The following is a 19,057-nucleotide window of genomic DNA, read 5'->3' on the forward strand; positions in this document are numbered from 1 at the left end:
CACGAGAGCCGCGGTCGCAGGAGGGTAAAGGGATCCCTTTACATTCCGCGAACCTGCATAGTGATTGCATGAGGGCTGAGGGTGAGGAGAGCTCGAGATGCGAGTCCTGGTTGTAGAAGACGAGAGGTACCTGGCGGAGGCGATCCACGCCCGGCTGGCACAGGAGGCGATCTCCGCGGACATCGTGGGCGACGGCGCCTCGGCGCTCGAATCCGTCGCCCACACCGAGTACGACGTGGTCCTCCTCGATCGCGACATCCCCCTCGTCCACGGAGACGAGGTCTGCCGGCAGCTGGCTCAGCACGGCGACCGACCTGCGATCCTCATGCTGACGGCGGCACGGATGCTGAACGACAAGGTCGACGGGCTGACGCTGGGCGCCGACGACTATCTGGCGAAGCCGTTCGAGTTCCCCGAGTTGATCGCGCGTCTGCGCGCGCTGAGCCGTCGCCGGTTCAGTGCCCTTCCGCCCGCTCTGGAGGTCGGTGATCTGCGCCTCGACCCGATGCGTCGAGAGGTGACGCGTTCCGGCCACTTCGTGACGCTCACCCGCAAGGAGTTCGCCGTCCTCGAGGTCCTGATGCGCGAACCGGGCGTCGTGGTGAGCGCGGAACGCCTGCTCGAGAAGGCCTGGGACGAGAACGCCAATCCGTTCACGAACTCCGTCAAGGTGACCATCAGCACGCTGCGACGGAAGCTGGGGGAACCGGGCGTGATCGAGACCCTGTCCGGCGCCGGCTACGTGATCGGACGGATGGGCTAGATGTCGACCGCATCTGCACACGACGCCTCACCCGCGGACCGCCCCCGGATCACCGTCGAAGGATTCCGGCTCACGCTCCGCACTCGCCTCGCCCTCACCTATGCCGGGCTTCTCACGCTAGCCGGAGCCCTGATGATGCTCGTGGTCTACATCGTCGTCGGCTTCCTCCCCACCTACGCGTTCTCCACACCGGCGACAGCTGTCACGCCCACGTCCGAGATCACACGGCAGTCCGAGGTCGGCATCGATTCGACGGCCGCCGTGCCCGGTTTCGTGCTCACGTCCAGCAGTGACGTGCAGACGTTGATCCTGGTGATCGCGGTCATTCTCCTGGTACTGCTCGCCTGCGGCGGAGGATGGGCCGGGTGGACGCTGGCCGGTCGGATGCTCCGACCGCTGCAGGAGGTCAACGCCGCAGCACATCGGGCGGCGCGCGGGCACCTCGACCATCGGATCGTGTTGACCGGCCCTCGAGACGAGCTCACCGATCTGGCGGACACCTTCGATGAGATGCTCGACGGTCTTGAGCGCTCGTTCGGCACGTATCGGCGATTCGCGGCCAATGCGTCGCACGAGCTGCGCACGCCTCTCGCCACGACACGGGCGATGCTGGATGTCGCGCTGGCCGGTGCGGATCCGGGAGAGCGTCCGCTGCTGGAGAGACTGCGCGAGACGAACGAACGGAGCATCGACACCGTCGAGGCGCTGCTGGACCTTTCCGAGGTCGAGGCCTCGACGACCGAGCACGGGATCGTCGCGCTCGAGCAGGTGGCCACGTATGTGCTGACGGATGCCGCGCCCGAGGCGGACGACGCCGGAGTACGAATCGACTATCGGCTGTCCGCCGCAGCCGTCGCGGGAGACGGGGCACTGCTCAGACACCTTGTGTCGAATCTCGTCCTGAACGGCATCCGTCACAACCACGTCGGCGGTTGGCTGACGGTGACGACGTCCCAGCGTCCGGGGCACGGAGCGGAACTGCGCGTCGCGAACTCGGGAGCGCTCGTTTCGGAGGCCGACCTGGAGACGCTCACCGACCCGTTCTTCCGGGCACGCGGCCGCTCGGCGGACTCCACCTCGCGAGGCCGCGGGCTCGGTCTGTCGATCGTGAAGGCCATCGCCGACCGGCATGGCGCGACCCTCGAGTTCGAGGCGAGGAGTGAAGGCGGGCTCGTCACCGTCGTCACTTTCCCTCGCGCTCCGGAATGAGTGACCGCCACCCCGCGACGAAGCCGTCCACGACACCGTGAGGATTCCGTGAGGGTCATCCACACACCCGTAGGGATTTCGTGAGGATGGCGTGAGGATGCCGTCTGCAGGCGTAGTGTCGCCGGACGTGTCAGACGAAATCAGAGACAGCGTAGAAGGCCCGCCGCGCGCCAAGCGGATCCTGATCGGTGACCCGCTGACGAGTGCGCAGGTCGAGGATCAGCTGCTCCCGAAGAAGATGGCGCTGCCGATCTTCGCCTCGGATGCACTGAGTTCCGTGGCGTACGCGCCGCAGGAGCTCGTGATGATCCTGCTGATCGGCGGACTCACGTTCCTGTCGTTCACTCCGATGGTCGCGGCCGCGGTCGTGCTGCTGCTCATCGTCGTCGTGCTCAGCTATCGGCAGCTCATCAAGGCCTACCCCTCCGGCGGTGGCGACTACGAGGTCGCCTCGAAGAATCTCGGCGAGATCCCCGGCGTGATCGTCGCCGCGGCGCTCCTCGTCGACTACGTGCTGACCGTTGCCGTGTCGGTCGCCTCGGGTGTCGACAACATCATCTCGGCCGTGCCCGGGCTCGACCCGCTGCGAGTGGAACTGGCCGTGGGCTTCGTCATCCTGATCATCATCGTGAACCTGCGCGGGGTGCGCGAGGCCTCCCTCGTGTTCGCGATCCCGACCTACGTCTTCATCGCCTCGGTCGCCTTCATGATCGTGACGGGACTCGTGCGCACGTTCCTCGGCGATGCGCCGATCGCGTCGAGCGCCGAGTTCTCGGTGCAGGCGGAGAACCTCAGCCAGGCCGCCGTCATCCTCCTCATTCTGCGCGCGTTCTCGAGCGGATGCTCCGCCCTCACGGGCGTCGAGGCCGTCTCGAACGGCGTGCCCGCCTTCCGGACCCCGAAGGTGCGCAACGCGCAGTCGACCCTCGTGCTGATGGGCTCGATCGCGGCCTGTCTGTTCGCCGGCCTCACGGCGCTCGCCCTGATCACCGGTGTGCACTACGCCGAGAACCCGTGCGACCTCATCGGCTTCGACTGCACGAATCCGCAGCCCAGCCTGATGGCGCAGATCGCGAGCGCGACGTTCGGCGGCGGCAGCATCCTGTTCTTCATCGTGCAGGCGGCGACCGCCTGCGTGCTGCTGCTCGCGGCGAACACGGCGTTCAACGGATTCCCGTTGCTCGGCTCTGTGCTGGCCCGCGACGGCTACGCCCCGAAGTCGCTGAACACGCGCGGTGACCGCCTCGTGTTCTCGAACGGCATGATCCTGCTCGGCATCGGGGCGATGATCGTGCTCGTGGTCTTCCAGGCGAAGCTGACGACGCTGATCCAGCTGTACATCATCGGAGTCTTCGTGTCGTTCTCGCTCGGTCAGATCGGCATGGTCCGGCACTGGAAGCGCATACTGCGCGGGTCTTCCGTCTCGGCATCCGACCGCCGCTCCGCGAGGGTCGGCCTGGCCATCAACTCCGTCGGGGCGGCCATGACGGTGGCGGTGCTGCTGATCGTGACCATCACGAAGTTCACGCACGGCGCGTATCTGGTGTTCTTCGCGATCCCGATCCTCGCGTTCCTGATGCTGGGGGTGAAGCGCTACTACCGTGACGTCGAACACGAGATCGCGATCGACGACATCACGCGCTTCGGCGCCACGGGCGACGTGGCCATCGTCATGGTCAGCAAGCTGCAGAAGCCGGTCGCTAAGGCGGTCGACTACGCGGTCGCCGCGAAGCACGGCAAGACGATCGCGGTGCATGTCGCCGTCGATGCGGATGCCGCCACCGAGCTGCAGCAGCAATGGGCCGACCATCTGATGCCGATCCCGCTCGTGATCCTCGAGTCGCCGTACCGCTCGTTCGCGCAGCCGGTGACCCAGTTCATCAAGCAGTACCGCGCGAAGCACGGCTCGTCGGTCATCACCGTGTACCTGCCGCAATACATCGTCGGCCACTGGTGGGAGTCGTTCCTGCACAACCGTCGCGCTCGACGCCTCGCCAACCAGCTGATGCTCGTGCACGGGGTGTCCATCACCCTCGTACCGTGGCTGCTCGACTCGTCCGAGCTCATCTACGGTCGACGGTCGCGCCCGCTTCCCGGCCAGGAGCGGGCCGGGCGGCCGGTGGTCGTGTCGGGGCGCCGGGCGCATCGGCCGGCGGGACCTCCACAGAACTGACGCGCGACGGCATCCTGTGGAATGCCACCGGCATCCCTAGGCTGGGGCGATGAACTCACGCAGAGCCCTCATCGTGCGCGGCGGCTGGCCGGGCCACCAGCCCGTGGAGACGACGGACCTCTTCCGCCCGTTCCTCGGCGACAACGGCTTCGACATCCGGATCGAGGAGTCCAGCGAGATCTACGCGGATGCCCACGTCATGGCGCGGACCGACCTGATCGTGCAGGCCGTCTCGATGTCGGAGATCTCCTCGGCCGCGATCAAGGGGCTGCGCGAAGCCGTGATCGCGGGGACCGGCTTCGCCGGGTGGCACGGCGGCATCGTCGACTCCTACCGGATCAACTCGGACTACCTGCAGCTCGTGGGCGGACAGTTCGTCAAGCATCCGTCCAAGGCTCCGGAGGAGATTCGCGGCGACGGCGCCGACAGCTTCCTCCCCCACACGATCGACATCACCGAGCTCGGCCGCGACCACGAGATCACCCGGGGCATCGCGAACTTCGCGCTCACGACCGAGCAGTACTGGGTGCTGCACGACGACCTCAACGATGTGCTGGCGACGACGACGCATCCGGCGCGACCGGATCAGCCCTGGCACCGACCGATCACCTCGCCGGCGGTCTGGACCCGCTCCTGGGGTGCCGGCCGTGTCTTCGTCGCCACCCCAGGTCACGACACGGAGGTGCTCCGCGACGCGAACGTGCGCACGATCGTCGAGCGCGGATTGCTGTGGGCGAGTCGCAGGGGATCGGCATGACGGCACCCGACACGGGGAGTCCTTCGAAACTCGCGTGAACTCTTCTCCCGGGATCGGGCAATAACCGGTATGACCATTCACGACACGCACGCCGTCGACCCCGCAGCGGTCGCGCTCCCCCAGACCATCCAGGTCGATCTCACCTGGCTCTACACCGACCTGCAGGCCAGCCGGAGCGACTCCCACCGGCTCATGGCGACGGGTGCGGCCGGGAGAGGAGATCGAGAAGCGGATGCTGATCGCTCGCGCTACGGGACCCCGCACCCCTCCGCGATGAAGAGGGCGATCGACTTCGTGCTCCGCCTCACCGACTCGACATCGACGCGATCGACGTCGCCGTGATCAGCCTCGGCTGAGGAGCTGCTCCGGGACGGGCACCCAGCCGCTGCCCGCCGCTCCGGTTGCAGTTCGCGCCGCCCGGTGGCGGCGGAGGCGGCAGCACCTGCGACCGGAGCACCGACCGACTGTGAGCGTCGCGCATGCGTCGGGCGGGAACCCGTAGGGGAACCGTGAGGATCGCCGGATGCTGCGCCGCACCGGAGTTGTATCGACTTCGTGCTCGACATCATCTACCTCGCGCTGACTCTCGCGCTGTTCGCCCTGGTCTCCTCGATCGCTGCGGCGGTGGAGAAGCTGTGATCGTCTTCGAGATCGCCGCCGCCGCCCTCGCGGTCGCCGCGGTCATCTACCTCGTGGTCGCCCTCGTCGCGCCGGAGAGGTTCTGATGGACGCCTCGATCTGGTTCGGCATCCTGCAGGTCGCGGCCGTCGTCGTCGTGCTCGTGATGCTCTATCGCCCCCTCGGCGACTACATCGCCCACGTCTACTCGGCGCCGCGCGACCTGCGCGTCGAGCGCGGTCTCTACCGGCTCATCGGCGTCGATTCCCGCTCCGAGCAGACCTGGCGTGCGTATGCCCGGAGCGTGCTCGCATTCTCGGTCGTCGGCGTCGTCCTCGTCTACGGGATGCAGCGACTCCAGGCGTTCCTCCCGCAGTCTCTCGGCCTGCCCGCGGTGCCGGAGGGACTCGCGTTCAACACCGCGGCATCCTTCGTGACCAACACGAACTGGCAGTCGTACTCCCCCGAGCAGACCATGGGCTACGTCGTGCAGCTCGCCGGACTCACCGTGCAGAACTTCGTGTCGGCGGCCGTCGGCCTCACGATCGCGATCGCGCTCATCCGCGGCCTCGCGCGCCGGGGCTCGTCGACGATCGGCAACTTCTGGGTCGACCTGACCCGCGGTCTCGGGCGCCTGCTCCTGCCGCTCGCGCTGATCGGCGCGGTCGTGCTGCTCGCGGGCGGTGTCATCCAGAACTTCGCCGGATTCACCGACGTCACCACCGTCTCGGGCGGTACGCAGACCATCCCCGGCGGACCGGTCGCCTCGCAGGAGGCGATCAAGCTGCTCGGCACGAACGGCGGCGGGTTCTTCAATGCCAATTCGGCGCACCCGTTCGAGAACCCGACCGCGTTCACGAACCTGGTGCAGATCCTGCTGATCCTCGTGATCCCGTTCTCCCTCCCCCGCACGTTCGGCCGCATGATCGGCGACCACCGCCAGGGATACGCGATCGCCGCCGTCATGAGCACGATCTTCCTCGTCTCGACCTTCGCCCTCTCGGCACTCGAGCTCGCCGGGCGCGGCAGCGCTCCGGAACTCGCCGGCGCCGCGATGGAGGGAAAGGAGGTGCGCTTCGGCATCCTGAGCTCCACACTGTTCGGCAGCGCCAGCACCCTCACGTCGACCGGCGCGGTCAACTCGATGCACGACTCGTACACGGCTCTCGGCGGCATGATGCCGATGCTGAACATGATGCTCGGCGAGGTCGCCCCCGGCGGCGTGGGCTCGGGACTCTACGGAATGCTGGTGCTCGCGATCATCGCGGTCTTCGTCGGCGGGCTGCTGGTCGGCCGCACCCCCGAGTACCTCGGCAAACGGATCGGTCCGCGGGAGATCAAGCTCGCGAGCCTGTACATCCTCGTCGTGCCGGCGCTCGTACTGGGCGGCACGGCGCTGAGCTTCGCGATCCCCGGCATCCGGGCAGACGTCGAGGCGACCAGCATCCTGAACCCGGGCGTGCACGGCATGGGCGAGGTGCTCTATGCGTTCACCTCCGCCGCGAACAACAACGGCTCAGCCTTCGCCGGGCTCACCGCGAACACCCCGTGGTTCAACACGGCCCTGGGTGTCGCGATGCTGCTCGGACGCTTCCTCCCGATCGTGCTCGTCCTGGCGCTGGCCGGCTCGTTCGCAGCGCAGGAGCGCATCCCCGCCACGTCGGGCACTCTCCCCACCCACCGGCCGCAGTTCGTCGGCCTGCTCCTCGCCGTGACGGTCATCGTCACCGCGCTCACCTACTTCCCCGTGCTCGCACTGGGACCCCTCGCTGAAGGACTCGTCTGACATGGCCACCACTCCTGACGTTTCGTCTCGCTCCGCTCGCTCAACGACCGGGGAGGGGACGCCCGCTCGCTCAACGACCGGGGAGGGGACGCCCGCTCGCTCAACGACCGGGGAGGTGGAAGACGTTTCGTCTCGCTCCGCTCGCTCAACGACCGGGGTGCGCGCATTCGGATGGGCGCAGCTCGTCGAGGCGCTCCCCGGAGCACTGAAGAAGCTCAACCCGGCCTCGCTTTTCCGCAACCCCGTCATGCTGCTGGTCTGGGTCGGCGCCGCGTTCACCACGGTGCTCGCGATCGCCGAGCCGTTCCTGGGCGGACCGGCCGACTCCGGCGGAACCCCGGTGCCTGCGCCGTTCACCTGGGGCATCGCGGTGTGGCTCTGGCTCACCGTCCTGTTCGCGAACGTCGCCGAGTCGGTGGCCGAGGGGCGCGGCAAGGCGCAGGCCGCGACCCTGCGTAAGACCCGTACGAGCACGATGGCTCGGCGTGTGGTGCGTTACGACGGGACGGATGCCGACGCCCGACGCGCCGACATCGTCGAGGTCTCGTCGGCTGAGCTCCAGCGGGACGACGTCGTGATCGTCGAGGCGGGCGACCTCATCCCCGGCGACGGCGACATCATCGCGGGCATCGCGACCGTCGACGAATCGGCGATCACCGGCGAGAGCGCTCCGGTCATCCGCGAGTCGGGTGGCGACCGCAGCGCCGTCACCGGCGGCACCCGCGTGCTGTCCGACCGCATCATCGTGCGCATCACCTCGAAGTCGGGCGAGACGTTCGTCGACCGGATGATCGCCCTCGTCGAAGGCGCGAGCCGGCAGCGCACCCCGAACGAGATCGCCCTGAACATCCTGCTCGCGAGCCTGTCGATCGTGTTCGTGATCGTGGTGCTCGCGCTCAACCCGATCGCCTCGTACGCGGCCTCGCCGGTCAGCATCCCGGTGCTGATCGCCCTGCTCGTCTGCCTGATCCCCACGACCATCGGCGCCCTGTTGTCGGCCATCGGGATCGCCGGCATGGACCGCCTCGTCCAGCGAAACGTGCTGGCGATGTCGGGTCGCGCGGTCGAGGCGGCCGGAGACGTGACGACGTTGCTGCTCGACAAGACCGGCACCATCACCTACGGCAACCGCCGGGCTCACGAAGTGCTGCGCCTGGGCGGAATCGCCGAAGACGAGCTGCTGCGGATCGCGGCGTTGTCGTCGCTCGCCGACCCGACCCCCGAGGGAGCCTCGATCGTCGAATTGGCCGCGAGCCGCGGCATCCGGGTCGAGCAGCCGGCGGATGCCGTCATCGTGCCGTTCACCGCGCAGACGCGCATGAGCGGGCTGGACCTCGCCGACGGCACGCAGATCCGCAAGGGCGCCGGCTCCGCGGTGCGGGCGTGGCTGGGGCTGGCCGGCGATGATGCGGAGCTGACGGCCCTCACCGACGGTGTCGCGCAGAGCGGCGGCACTCCGCTCGTGGTCGCGGTGAAGGCGCCTGCAGACGTTTCGTCTCGCCCCGCTCGCTCAACGACCGAAAGCACCCGGTCGTTGAGCGAGGGAGCGCCAGCGACCGAGCCCAAACGCGACGCCGAGAGCAGAATCCTCGGGGTCGTGCACCTCAAGGACATCGTCAAGGACGGCCTGCGCGAACGGTTCGACGAGCTGCGCAGCATGGGCATCCGCACCGTCATGATCACGGGTGACAACCCGCTGACCGCCGCAGCGATCGCGAAGGAGGCGGGGGTCGACGACTTCCTCGCCGAGGCGACGCCCGAGCAGAAGCTCGAGCTCATCCGGCGCGAGCAGGAGGGCGGCCGGCTCGTCGCGATGACCGGCGACGGCACGAACGACGCCCCGGCCCTCGCGCAGGCCGATGTCGGGGTCGCGATGAACACCGGAACCTCCGCCGCGAAAGAGGCCGGCAACATGGTGGACCTCGACTCGGATCCGACGAAGCTGATCGACATCGTCCGCATCGGCAAGCAGCTGCTGATCACCCGCGGAGCCCTCACGACCTTCTCGCTGGCCAACGACGTCGCGAAGTACTTCGCCATCATCCCGGCGATGTTCATGGGCGTCTTCCCTGGGCTCGCCGTGCTCAACGTGATGCAGCTGCACTCACCGGCATCCGCCGTCACCAGCGCGATCATCTTCAACGCGATCGTGATCGTCTTCCTCATCCCGCTCGCGCTCCGCGGAGTGAAGTATCGCCCGGCGAGCGCGTCGCAGATCCTGCAGCGCAACCTGCTGATCTACGGCCTCGGCGGAGTCATCGCGCCGTTCATCGGCATCAAGCTCATCGACCTCGTCGTGAGCCTCATCCCCGGCTTCTGACGCTCCCGAAAGGTTCCGCACATGTCTTCCACCCGCACCACCGTCCGCACACTCGGCGTGGCCGTCCGCGCGATGCTCGTCCTCTCCCTCGTGCTCGGCGTCGGCTACACCCTGCTGGTCACCGGCATCGGGCAGCTGGCGCTGCCGTACCAGGCGAACGGTTCCCCGCTGCCCGACGACAGGGGCAGCGCCCTGATCGGCCAGTCCGCGACGGATGCCGATGGCGAGGCCCTGCCGCAGTACTTCCAGTCCCGCCCCTCCGCGGCCGGCGACGGCTACGACGGCACCGCGTCGAGCGGCAGCAACCTCGGACCGGAGAATCCCGACCTCGTCGCGGCGATCGAGGAGCGGAAGGCCGCGATCGCGGACCGCGAGGGCGTCTCCCCCGCAGAGGTACCGGCGGATGCCGTGACGGCATCCGGTTCCGGTCTCGACCCGCACATCAGCGTCGCCTACGCGCTGCTGCAGGTGCCGCGCGTGGCGGCGGAACGAGGACTCGGCGAGCAGGCCGTGCGCGACCTCGTGGAGTCTAGGATTCAAGGGCGGGATCTGGGATTCCTCGGCGAAGTACGCATCAACGTCGCGGAACTCAACCTCGCGCTGGATGACGGGGAGGGCGCATGAGCCGAGAGCACTCGCGCCGCGGTCGCCTCCGCGTGCTCCTCGGCGCCGCACCCGGCGTCGGGAAGACCTTCGAGATGCTCGCCGAGGGCCGGCGTCTGCGCGACGAAGGACACGACGTCGTGATCGCGATCGTCGAGACCCACGAGCGCGCCGCGACGCAGGCGCAGACCGTCGGCCTCGAAGAGGTGCCGCGCCGCATCGACGATCACCGCGGCGTGCCGCTGACCGAGCTCGACCTCGACGCCGTGCTCTCCCGCGCGCCCGAGATCGCCCTGGTCGACGAACTCGCGCACACCAACAGCCCCGGCTCGCGGCATCCGAAGCGCTGGCAGGACGTCGACGAGCTGCTCGCTGCCGGGATCGACGTCATCACGACCGTGAACGTGCAGCACGTCGAATCCCTGAACGCCGTCGTCGAGAAGATCACCGGCGTCGCCCAGCAGGAGACGATTCCGGATGCCGTCGTGCGCGCCGCCGATGAGATCGAGGTCGTCGACCTCGCACCGCAGTCGCTGCGCGACCGTCTCTCCGCAGGTCTCGTCTACCCGGCCGAGCGCATCGACGCGGCTCTGTCGAACTACTTCCGTCTCGGGAACCTCACGGCCCTTCGCGAGCTCGCTCTTCTCTGGCTCGCCGACGAGGTCGACAGCGCGCTGCGCACCTACCGTGCCGAGCAGGGCATCGAGGGCACCTGGCAGGCCCGCGAGCGCGTCGTCGTCGCGCTGACCGGTGGGCCGGAGGGCGAGACGCTGCTGCGCCGTGGCGCGAGGATCGCGGCCCGCTCCGCCGGCGGCGAGCTGCTCGCGGTGCACGTCTCGGCCCAAGACGGGCTGCGGGACGAGACACCCGGCGCCCTCGCCGCCCAGCGCACGCTCGTGGAATCGCTCGGCGGCAGCTATCACCAGGTCGTCGGCGACGACATCCCGGCGACCCTCGTCGAGTTCGCGCAGGGCGCCGATGCCACGCAGCTCGTCATCGGCGTCAGCCGTCGCGGCCGCCTCGCCGCCGCGCTCACCGGGCCCGGGATCGGCTCCGAGGTCATTCGGCGCTCGGGCGACATCGACGTGCACATCGTCACGCACGCCGCAGCCGGCGGACGTCTCGCACTCCCGCGGATGACCGGCGGAGCACTCGGCTGGCGGCGACAGGTGCTCGGCTTCGCGGTCGCGCTCGTCTTCGGACCGCTGCTCTCCTGGGTGATGTTCGCCTTCCGCAGCCCCGAGTCGATCACCGCCGAAGTGCTTGCGTACCAGCTGCTCGTCGTGGTGGTCGCCCTGATCGGCGGCATCCGTCCCGCGGTCTTCGCTGCCGTGCTCTCGGGCATCACGCTCGACTTCCTCTTCGTGGCGCCGTTGTTCACGATCACCGTCGCGCATCCGCTGCACGTGCTCGCCCTCGCGCTGTACGTCGTCATCGCGATCCTGGTGAGCATCATCGTCGACCAGGCCGCTCGGCGCGCGCGCACCGCGCAGCGCGCCGCCGCCGAAGCCGAGCTGCTCGCCGCGGTCGCCGGCAACGTGCTGCGCGGAGACAACGCCGTGCTCGCGATGGTGAGCCGCACCCGCGAGGCGTTCGGCCTCAGCGGCGTGCGACTGCTCTCGCCCGACGGCGACGTGCTCGCGAGCGACGGGGAGCCCGTGGCCGACGGACGTTCCACCACCGTCCCGGTCGGCGTCGGTGCGAACGGTTCGCCACGCGCGACGCTCGAACTCCACGGTCAACCGCTGGCCGGCCCCGAGCGTCGGCTGCTCGACGCGATCGTGGCGCAGCTGTCGGCCGCGATCGAGCACACCGATCTGCGGGCGACCGCCCTCGAGGCCGAGGCCCTCGCCGAGACCGACCAGGTGCGCAGCGCCCTGCTGTCGGCAGTGAGTCACGACATCCGTCGCCCCCTGGCATCGGCCGTCGCCGCGATCGGCGGTCTGCGCGGGGCGCACGAGCTGTCGGCATCCGATCGCGCCGAGTTGCTGGCCACTGCCGACGAGAGCCTCGCGACGCTGTCGGCGCTCGTCACCGATCTGCTCGACGTGAGCCGCGTGCAGGCCGGGGTGCTCGCGGTCTCGGCCACACGACTGGATGCCACGGCTCCGGTCCTCGCCGCGGTCGATGAGCTCGGCCTCGGACCGTCCGACGTCGAACTCGCCCTCGACTCGGCTCTTCCTGCCCTGCACGCCGACCCCGTACTGCTGCAGCGGGTGCTGGTGAACGTGCTCGCCAACGCGCACCGGCACGCGCCGTCCGGTTCACGCGTGCTCGTATCGACGAGCGCCCTCGGAGAGCGCGCAGAGATCCGCATCATCGACCGCGGCGCCGGCGTCGCGCCCGAACGTCGCGACAGCATCTTCCAGCCGTTCCAGCGCTTCGGCGACACCGACAACACCACCGGACTCGGTCTCGGACTCGCGCTGTCGCGCGGATTCACCGAGGGCATGGGCGGTACCCTGACACCCGAGGACACCCCCGGCGGAGGCCTCACGATGGTCATCTCCCTGCCGCTGGCCGCCACGTCCCCCACCCTTCGACAAGCTCAGGAATCGCATATGACGGAGGACACGGAGTGAAGCTCCTCATCGCCGACGACGACCCGCAGATGGTGCGGGCGCTGCGGATCACCCTGGCAGCCCACGGCTACGAGGTCGTCGTCGCCCCCGACGGCGCCGCCGCGATCGCCGCCGCCGCACAGACCCACCCCGACCTCATCATGCTCGACCTCGGGATGCCGCGGCTCGACGGCATCGAGGTGATCCAGGCACTGCGAGGCTGGACGAACGTGCCGATCATCGTGGTGTCCGGACGCACCGGTTCCGCCGACAAGGTCGAGGCGCTGGATGCCGGCGCCGACGACTTCGTGACCAAGCCGTTCCAGGTCGACGAGCTGCTCGCCCGGCTGCGGGCGCTGTCGCGGCGGTCGGCGCCGGCGAGCGGTGAGTCGGTGGTGTCCTTCGCCGATGTGGTCGTCGACCTCTCCACCAAGACGGTCACACGCGGTGGTTCACGAGTACACCTCACACCGACCGAGTGGCGGATGCTCGAGCATCTGTCCCGGCATCCGGGTGCTCTCGTCACCCGCCAGGATCTGCTGAAGGAGATCTGGGGCAGCGAGCAGGTGTCCGACTCGGGCTATCTGCGGCTGTACATGTCGCAGCTGCGCAAGAAGCTCGAGCGTGAGCCCGGCGCGCCCGCGCACCTGCTGACCGAGTCGGGAATGGGCTACCGGCTCGTGCTCTGACGGCTCGTGAGCGGCTGCTTCGGCAGACGTTGGGGGCGTTCACAATTCAGCCAGAACTTGGGCACTGGCAGCCTGAGGCGGCCAGACGGGCCTTCGGCGCAGATTCTTGCTGAATTGTGAACAGCCAACCGTCCCGACTGCGCCACCGCGACGGCGGGCGACGGCGACGCCCGGGAACCCGGTCTCGTCGTTCACCTGTTCTTGATTCAGTCAAAAATGCCGGGCCGCCGGCCTGGTAGCCCGATTCGGGGGCCCGGGCGCAGATTTTGACTGAATTGTGAACGGCCAGCCGCCGGCACTAGGCCGCCGAAGCCGCGCGGCGAGCCCGCAGCACCGCGACACCCCCCGCGATGACGAGCAGCACGGCCACGATGATCGCGGTGATCGCGATCGTGGTGCTCTGCGGCACACCCGAGAGGCGCCCGACGGCGAGCCATGCGAGACCCCACGCGGTCGCGAGCGCCGGGGCGATTCGTCCGGTGAACCACGCGGATGCCGCGCCGATCACGAGCACGACAACGAGCACGGCGACGGCCCAGACCTCGGCCTGCTCGCCCCAGCTCGAAGGAACCGTCTGGGTGAGCCACGCGGTGATGTTGGCGACGGTGGCGATCGTGACCCAGCCGAAGTGCAGGCCGTTCGCCCCGTCGGTGAGAGCGCGGTCGGCGAGGTTCTTCGCGGGGAAGCGTCCGAGCAGCACGATCACGCGGCCGATCACGCCGAGAAGCACAGCGATGACGATCCAGGTGAGGACCAGCGTCAGGAACTGCGCCGTCACGAGCCACAGCCCGTTCAGCACCATCGTCGCCGCGATCCATCCGCCGACCGCGCGCTGGCGCTCGTCCGCACGCTGCGGCGGCAGCGCCTGCCACACCGTGTACGCGATCAGTCCGACGTAGATCAGGGACCAGATCGAGAAGGCGGGTCCGGCCGGAGCGAGGTACGACCCCTGCGCCGAGAGAGCGCCGTCCTGCAGCTCGCTCACCGAGGTGCCACCGAAGGCACCGGAGCCGACGGCGGCCGCGATCAGCATGAAGGATGCCGCGGCGATGATCACGGTCTGGCGGATGATGTCCTGAGTCCGGGATTCCATGGCAGGGACTTTACCATCGAATCGCTAACTTGGTTAGTGACTTGCTTGGTTAGTGGGCACGGACCGCGGCGTCGATGAGCACCTCGGCCGCGCCGCGCGCCTGCACCGCGACCTGCGAATCCGCCGAGATCGCGGCCGTGCTCTGCGCCCCCTCCGCGAGGATCGACAGCTGCGCCGCGAGAAGCGGAGACGCCCCGGTGTCCGCCACGAGCCCCGCCATGTACTCCTGGAACGAGGCTTTGTGGGTGCGGACGATCTCGGCGACCTCGGGGTTCGTCCCGCCGAGCTCGCCGAAGGCGTTGATGAAGGCGCAGCCGCGGAAGTCGTCGGTGCAGAACCAGTCCTCGAGGTACCCGTAGACGGCGAGCAGGCGCGTGCGCGCGTCAGCTCCGGCATCCGTCACGGCGGCCGTCAGGCCGGACTCCCACTCGGCGTGCTTGCGCGCCAGAACCGCGGCGACGATGTCGTTCTTCGCAGGGAAGAGACCGTAGAGGCGGCGCAGCGACACGCCGGCCGCCGCGCGCAGCTCGTCCATGCCGACGGCCGCGTAGCCCTTGCGGTAGTAGAGCTCCTCGGCGGCGGAGAGGATGCGTTCGCGTGCCTCGTCTTCGGTCATGTCCAAGAGTTTACTTGACATGAGAACGAACGTTCTCTAGATTGTTCATATCGAGCGAGAACGACCGTTCTCACCGGGACTGAAAAGGATCAGGATCATGGGCTACATCACCGTCGGCAACGAGAACAGCACCCCCATCGAGCTGTACTACGAAGACCAGGGCTCCGGTCAGCCCGTCGTCCTGATCCACGGCTACCCGCTCGACGGCCACAGCTGGGAGCGTCAGACCCGCGAACTCCTCACCCAGGGCTACCGCGTGATCACGTACGACCGTCGCGGCTTCGGCCAGTCGTCCAAGGTGAACTCCGGCTACGACTACGACACGTTCGCCGCCGACCTCAACACCGTGCTCGAGACCCTCGACCTGCGCGACGTCGTGCTCGTGGGCTTCTCGATGGGCACCGGAGAGCTCGCCCGCTACGTCGCCACATACGGCCACGACCGCGTCGCCAAGCTCGCCTTCCTCGCCTCGCTCGAGCCCTTCCTGGTGCAGCGCGACGACAACCCCGAGGGCGTGCCGCAGGAGGTCTTCGACGGCATCCACGCCGCCGCCAAGGGCGACCGCTTCGCCTGGTTCACCGACTTCTACAAGAACTTCTACAACCTCGACGAGAACCTCGGCTCGCGCATCAGCGAGCAGGCCGTCACCGGCAGCTGGAACGTCGCGATCGGCAGCGCGCCCGTCGCCGCCTACGCCGTCGTCTCCGCGTGGATCGAGGACTTCCGCGGCGATGTCGAGGCCGTGCGCGCCGCCGCCAAGCCCACGTTGATCCTGCACGGCACGAAGGACAACATCCTCCCGATCGACGCGACCGCGCGCCGCTTCCACCAGGCAGTGCCGGATGCCGACTACGTCGAGGTCGAGGGCGCCCCGCACGGCCTGCTCTGGACGCACGCCGACGAGGTCAACGCCGCGCTGAAGGACTTCCTCGCGAAGTAAGGGCCGTCCGCCGGCCGCGGAGTTCTGCGGCCATCTCCAACTTCTGCGGCCACATCCGAGCGATGTGGCCGCAGAAGTTGTGTAGGGCCGCAGAAGTTGCCCGAGACGAAAAGCGTCAGCCGCGCATCGCGACGCCGCGGCGCCAGTAGCCCATGAAGGCCACCTGCCCGCGGTCGATCCCGAGGTCCTTCACGAGGTGGCGGCGCAGCGTCGTGACGACACCGCTCTCGCCGGCGATCCAGAAGTAGCGCTCGGGGGCGGCATCCACGGCGGCGATCGCCTCGCCGAGACCCGAGTAATCGGGCGTCTCCCACACCAGATCCTCGCTGTCGATGTCGGTCACGCGGATCTCCTCGTCCGCATCCGCATCGCCGAGGTACTCGAGCACGGCGGGGATGAGCGTGAGCCCGTGCAGCTCTCCGGCATCGCGCGGCAGCCAGTGCACCTCGACACCCGTCGGCACGTCGATCCGCAGGATGTCGGCGGGGGAAGGCACCTCGATGAATGCGACGCCACGCAGGTCGCGGGGAGCGTCTTCCAGGATGCGGGCGATCGCCGGAGCCGCGGTCTCATCTCCGACCAGCACGACCGAGCGGGCGCTGCCCGACTCGTACTCCGCACCGCCGTGCGCACCGACATCCACCCCGCGGCGGGGGCCGACGAGGTACAGCTCCTGGCCGACCGCGGACCGGCTGGCCCACAGCGACGCCGGGCCCGTGAGCCCCGGCTCGAGATGCAGGACGAAGTCGACGACGACCTCGGTGCCGGCATCCGTCACCCGCAGCTCGCGCACCGAGTAGGTGCGCATCGAGCCGCGCTCCGCCTCCGGCACGGCGAGGAACGCCTGCCACCAGTTGTCGGAGGACCGGTCGATCTCCGGAAGGATGCCGGATGCCGGCGGGAAGACGAGCTTGATGCGCGAGTCGAACACCTCGCCCGGCGTGCCGAAGTCATCCAACTCGTCGCCGCCGAAGGTCACGCGCACGAAGGAGGGCGAGACCCGGTCGACGGCGCGGACCTCGACGCGGGTGAGGATGTAGGTGGGGCGCTCGGTCGTGGTCGTCTCAGCGGACATGATGCCTCCCGATTGGTGTGACCATCGGCTTGCCGGAAACCGGGTCGGTGGTGATCTGATTGGCGAGTCCGAAGACCTCTCGGACGATGTCTGCGGTGATGACGTCCTGCGGGGAGCCGGTCGCGTGCACGCGGCCCTCCTTCATCGCGACGAGCTCGTCGGCGTAGCGGGCGGCCATGTTGAGGTCGTGCAGCACCATGACGATCGTCGTGCCGCGGGACACGCTCAGATCGGTGAGCAGGTCGAGCACCTCGATCTGGTGCGCCACGTCGAGGAACGTCGTGGGCTCGTCGAGCAGCAGGATGTCGGTCTCCTGCGCGAGCGCCATCGCGATCCACACGCGCTGACGCTGTCCGCCCGACAGCTCGTCGACGCTGCGGTCGGCCAGGTCGGTGACCCCGGTCGCGTCGAGCGCATCGGCGACGACCTCGTAGTCGTGCGCACTCCACCGGGCGAGCGCCTTCTGATGCGGGTGCCGTCCACGGCCGACGAGGTCGGCGACCGCGATGCCCTCCGGCGCGATCGGCGACTGCGGGAGCAGCCCGAGGATGCGGGCGACCTCCTTCGTCGGGCGGGCGTGCACCGACTTGCCGTCGAGCACGATCTGTCCCTCGCTGGGCGACAGCAGCCGTGCAAGAGAGCGGAGCAGCGTCGATTTGCCGCATCCGTTCGCGCCGACGATCGTCGTGATCCGCCCGGGCGCGATCTGAAGGTCGAGTCCGTCGATGATGATGCGATCGCCGTAGGCGAGCGTCACCCCCTCGGCGGACAGCGTGTGCGACACGGTCATAGCGAACCCCCGGAGCGGTTGGTGCGGACGAGAAGGTAGATCAGGTACGGCGCGCCCAGCACGCCGGTCACGACGCCGACCGGGAATCGCGTCCCCAGCACGAACTGCGCGATCAGGTCGCTGCCGAGGACGAGGACCGCGCCGACGAAGGCGCTCGGCACCAGCAGGTTCGCGCCCGGTCCGGTCAGACGGGCGGTGATGGGCCCGGCCATGAACGATACGAAGGCGATCGGCCCGGTGGCCGCGGTCGCGAAGGCGAGCAGCGCGACGGCGCTGAGGATGAACAGCAGCCGCGTGGCGTTCACGCGCACGCCGAGACCCGCGGCTGAGTCGTCGCCCAGCTGCAGGGCGCCGAGCGAACGCCCCTGCAGCAGGAGGATGGGCACGATCACGGCGGCCGCGATCGCCATCGGCGCGACGCGCTCCCACGAGGCGCTGTTCAGACTGCCGGTGAGCCACTGCATCGCGACCTGGATGTCCCAGTTCGGCGCACGCGACAGCAGGTAAGAGATGACGCTCTGCAGCATCATCGAGACGCCGATGCCGATCAGGATGAGGCGCGTGCCGGCGAAGCCGCCCTTGATCGACAGCAGGTAGATGGCGAGCGCGGTGACGATGGCACCCACGAGCGCCAGCAGCGAGACCACCGGGCCGTTGACGGAGAGCACGATGATGCCGAAGACCGCTGCAGCACTGGCCCCGTTCGAGATGCCGATGATGTCGGGAGACGCGAGCGGATTGCGTAGCAGCGTCTGGAAGGCGACGCCGGCGATGCCGAAGCCGATCCCGGTGAGGATCGCGAGGATCGAACGCGGCAGACGAAGATCGCCGACGGTGAAGGATGCTCCCGGCACCGTCTCTCCGAGGATCACCCGGATGACCTGGTCGGGCGTGTAGAACGTGTTGCCGACCATGAGCGACACGGCGAAGAGCACGAAGAGCACGACGGCGAGGACGATGGTCGCGACGGCGTGGCGGCGATGGCGCGCACGGCGACCCGCGATGACGCGCGCCACGCGGTCGGTCGCCGACTCCTCGGAGCGGTGAAGGGTGTGCTCGGTCAT

General features: G+C 68.8%; 17 protein-coding genes. 12 read left to right on the top strand and 5 right to left on the bottom strand.

Annotation, left to right across the window (positions count from 1 at the left end; all coding sequences use genetic code 11):
* Positions 1 to 97 precede the first annotated feature (97 nt).
* The 11 genes from RS85_RS09165 to RS85_RS09215 all read left to right on the top strand — a co-directional run bounded on the left by RS85_RS09165 (position 98) and on the right by RS85_RS09215 (position 13,479).
* The gene (locus RS85_RS09165) at positions 98 to 763 is read left to right on the top strand and encodes a response regulator transcription factor (protein WP_046013145.1); all 666 of its coding nucleotides are present in this window, start codon (positions 98 to 100) and stop codon (positions 761 to 763) included.
* On the top strand, positions 764 to 1,972 hold the full coding sequence (locus RS85_RS09170) for a sensor histidine kinase (protein ID WP_046013146.1): 1,209 nt from the start codon (positions 764 to 766) through the stop codon (positions 1,970 to 1,972).
* Positions 1,973 to 2,069: 97 nt separating this feature from the next.
* Complete coding sequence (locus RS85_RS09175; protein WP_235282390.1) at positions 2,070 to 4,145, top strand: APC family permease; 2,076 nt, start codon at positions 2,070 to 2,072, stop codon at positions 4,143 to 4,145.
* Between the two features lie 49 nt (positions 4,146 to 4,194).
* On the top strand, positions 4,195 to 4,902 hold the full coding sequence (locus RS85_RS09180; RefSeq protein WP_046013148.1) for a ThuA domain-containing protein: 708 nt from the start codon (positions 4,195 to 4,197) through the stop codon (positions 4,900 to 4,902).
* Between the two features lie 69 nt (positions 4,903 to 4,971).
* The gene (locus RS85_RS19700; RefSeq protein ID WP_046013149.1) at positions 4,972 to 5,244 is read left to right on the top strand and encodes a hypothetical protein; all 273 of its coding nucleotides are present in this window, start codon (positions 4,972 to 4,974) and stop codon (positions 5,242 to 5,244) included.
* 293 nt (positions 5,245 to 5,537) lie between these two features.
* A complete protein-coding gene (locus RS85_RS09190) occupies positions 5,538 to 5,627 on the top strand; it encodes a potassium-transporting ATPase subunit F (protein WP_046013150.1) in 90 nt (29 codons plus the stop codon).
* The gene (gene kdpA, locus RS85_RS09195; RefSeq protein ID WP_046013151.1) at positions 5,627 to 7,306 is read left to right on the top strand and encodes a potassium-transporting ATPase subunit KdpA; all 1,680 of its coding nucleotides are present in this window, start codon (positions 5,627 to 5,629) and stop codon (positions 7,304 to 7,306) included. The genes RS85_RS09190 and kdpA overlap by 1 nt, the downstream gene beginning before the upstream one ends.
* A gap of 1 nt (position 7,307) precedes the next feature.
* Entirely contained in the window at positions 7,308 to 9,626 is a 2,319-nt protein-coding gene (kdpB, locus tag RS85_RS09200) for a potassium-transporting ATPase subunit KdpB (RefSeq protein WP_235282391.1), read from the top strand.
* A 21-nt stretch (positions 9,627 to 9,647) separates the two neighbouring features.
* The gene (gene kdpC, locus RS85_RS09205; protein WP_046013153.1) at positions 9,648 to 10,250 is read left to right on the top strand and encodes a potassium-transporting ATPase subunit KdpC; all 603 of its coding nucleotides are present in this window, start codon (positions 9,648 to 9,650) and stop codon (positions 10,248 to 10,250) included.
* Positions 10,247 to 12,811, top strand: coding sequence for an ATP-binding protein (locus tag RS85_RS09210; RefSeq protein WP_046013154.1), 2,565 nt, complete (start codon positions 10,247 to 10,249; stop codon positions 12,809 to 12,811). Before kdpC ends, RS85_RS09210 begins: the two co-directional genes overlap by 4 nt.
* Complete coding sequence (locus RS85_RS09215) at positions 12,808 to 13,479, top strand: response regulator (protein ID WP_046013155.1); 672 nt, start codon at positions 12,808 to 12,810, stop codon at positions 13,477 to 13,479. Before RS85_RS09210 ends, RS85_RS09215 begins: the two co-directional genes overlap by 4 nt.
* 298 nt (positions 13,480 to 13,777) lie before the next feature.
* On the opposite strand, the gene RS85_RS09220 is transcribed toward RS85_RS09215, so the two are convergent.
* Together RS85_RS09220 and RS85_RS09225 are read right to left on the bottom strand one after the other, a co-directional pair.
* Positions 13,778 to 14,572 (bottom strand): tryptophan-rich sensory protein, encoded by a 795-nt coding sequence (locus RS85_RS09220; RefSeq protein WP_046013156.1) that lies wholly within the window; start codon positions 14,570 to 14,572, stop codon positions 13,778 to 13,780.
* Between the two features lie 49 nt (positions 14,573 to 14,621).
* Positions 14,622 to 15,188 (bottom strand): TetR/AcrR family transcriptional regulator, encoded by a 567-nt coding sequence (locus RS85_RS09225; protein WP_046013157.1) that lies wholly within the window; start codon positions 15,186 to 15,188, stop codon positions 14,622 to 14,624.
* Between the two features lie 97 nt (positions 15,189 to 15,285).
* Between RS85_RS09225 and RS85_RS09230 the strand changes: the two genes are divergently transcribed.
* Positions 15,286 to 16,128: an alpha/beta fold hydrolase gene (locus RS85_RS09230; protein WP_046013158.1), complete on the top strand. Its 843-nt coding sequence runs from the start codon at positions 15,286 to 15,288 to the stop codon at positions 16,126 to 16,128.
* A gap of 115 nt (positions 16,129 to 16,243) precedes the next feature.
* Here RS85_RS09230 and RS85_RS09235 read toward each other — a convergent pair whose 3' ends face one another.
* From RS85_RS09235 to RS85_RS09245, 3 genes are read right to left on the bottom strand one after another with little or no spacing between them, the layout of a single operon-like run.
* Positions 16,244 to 17,203, bottom strand: a complete 960-nt coding sequence (locus RS85_RS09235) for a siderophore-interacting protein (RefSeq protein WP_046013159.1) — start codon at positions 17,201 to 17,203, stop codon at positions 16,244 to 16,246.
* Positions 17,193 to 17,993 carry an ABC transporter ATP-binding protein gene (locus RS85_RS09240; protein WP_046013160.1) on the bottom strand — a complete coding sequence of 267 codons (801 nt, stop codon included), beginning with the start codon at positions 17,991 to 17,993 and terminating at the stop codon, positions 17,193 to 17,195. Before RS85_RS09240 ends, RS85_RS09235 begins: the two co-directional genes overlap by 11 nt.
* Positions 17,990 to 19,057, bottom strand: a complete 1,068-nt coding sequence (locus RS85_RS09245; protein ID WP_046013161.1) for a FecCD family ABC transporter permease — start codon at positions 19,055 to 19,057, stop codon at positions 17,990 to 17,992. Before RS85_RS09245 ends, RS85_RS09240 begins: the two co-directional genes overlap by 4 nt.

The sequence above is a fragment of the Microbacterium sp. SA39 genome, from assembly GCF_000967865.1.
GTDB lineage: Bacteria > Actinomycetota > Actinomycetes > Actinomycetales > Microbacteriaceae > Microbacterium.

What these genes read in the sequence shown, in the direction of transcription:
- RS85_RS09210 (WP_046013154.1), top strand. Translation starts at nt 10,247, where the DNA reads ATGAGCCGAGAGCACTCGCGCCGCGGTCGCCTCCGCGTGCTCCTCGGC.
- RS85_RS09175 (WP_235282390.1), top strand. Translation starts at nt 2,070, where the DNA reads ATGCCGTCTGCAGGCGTAGTGTCGCCGGACGTGTCAGACGAAATCAGA.
- RS85_RS09225 (WP_046013157.1), bottom strand. Translation starts at nt 15,188, where the DNA reads ATGACCGAAGACGAGGCACGCGAACGCATCCTCTCCGCCGCCGAGGAG.
- RS85_RS09235 (WP_046013159.1), bottom strand. Translation starts at nt 17,203, where the DNA reads ATGTCCGCTGAGACGACCACGACCGAGCGCCCCACCTACATCCTCACC.
- RS85_RS09230 (WP_046013158.1), top strand. Translation starts at nt 15,286, where the DNA reads ATGGGCTACATCACCGTCGGCAACGAGAACAGCACCCCCATCGAGCTG.
- RS85_RS09180 (WP_046013148.1), top strand. Translation starts at nt 4,195, where the DNA reads ATGAACTCACGCAGAGCCCTCATCGTGCGCGGCGGCTGGCCGGGCCAC.
- RS85_RS09220 (WP_046013156.1), bottom strand. Translation starts at nt 14,572, where the DNA reads ATGGAATCCCGGACTCAGGACATCATCCGCCAGACCGTGATCATCGCC.
- RS85_RS09170 (WP_046013146.1), top strand. Translation starts at nt 764, where the DNA reads ATGTCGACCGCATCTGCACACGACGCCTCACCCGCGGACCGCCCCCGG.
- RS85_RS09165 (WP_046013145.1), top strand. Translation starts at nt 98, where the DNA reads ATGCGAGTCCTGGTTGTAGAAGACGAGAGGTACCTGGCGGAGGCGATC.
- RS85_RS09245 (WP_046013161.1), bottom strand. Translation starts at nt 19,057, where the DNA reads ATGACCGAGCACACCCTTCACCGCTCCGAGGAGTCGGCGACCGACCGC.
- RS85_RS09240 (WP_046013160.1), bottom strand. Translation starts at nt 17,993, where the DNA reads ATGACCGTGTCGCACACGCTGTCCGCCGAGGGGGTGACGCTCGCCTAC.
- kdpB (WP_235282391.1), top strand. Translation starts at nt 7,308, where the DNA reads ATGGCCACCACTCCTGACGTTTCGTCTCGCTCCGCTCGCTCAACGACC.
- kdpA (WP_046013151.1), top strand. Translation starts at nt 5,627, where the DNA reads ATGGACGCCTCGATCTGGTTCGGCATCCTGCAGGTCGCGGCCGTCGTC.
- RS85_RS19700 (WP_046013149.1), top strand. Translation starts at nt 4,972, where the DNA reads ATGACCATTCACGACACGCACGCCGTCGACCCCGCAGCGGTCGCGCTC.
- kdpC (WP_046013153.1), top strand. Translation starts at nt 9,648, where the DNA reads ATGTCTTCCACCCGCACCACCGTCCGCACACTCGGCGTGGCCGTCCGC.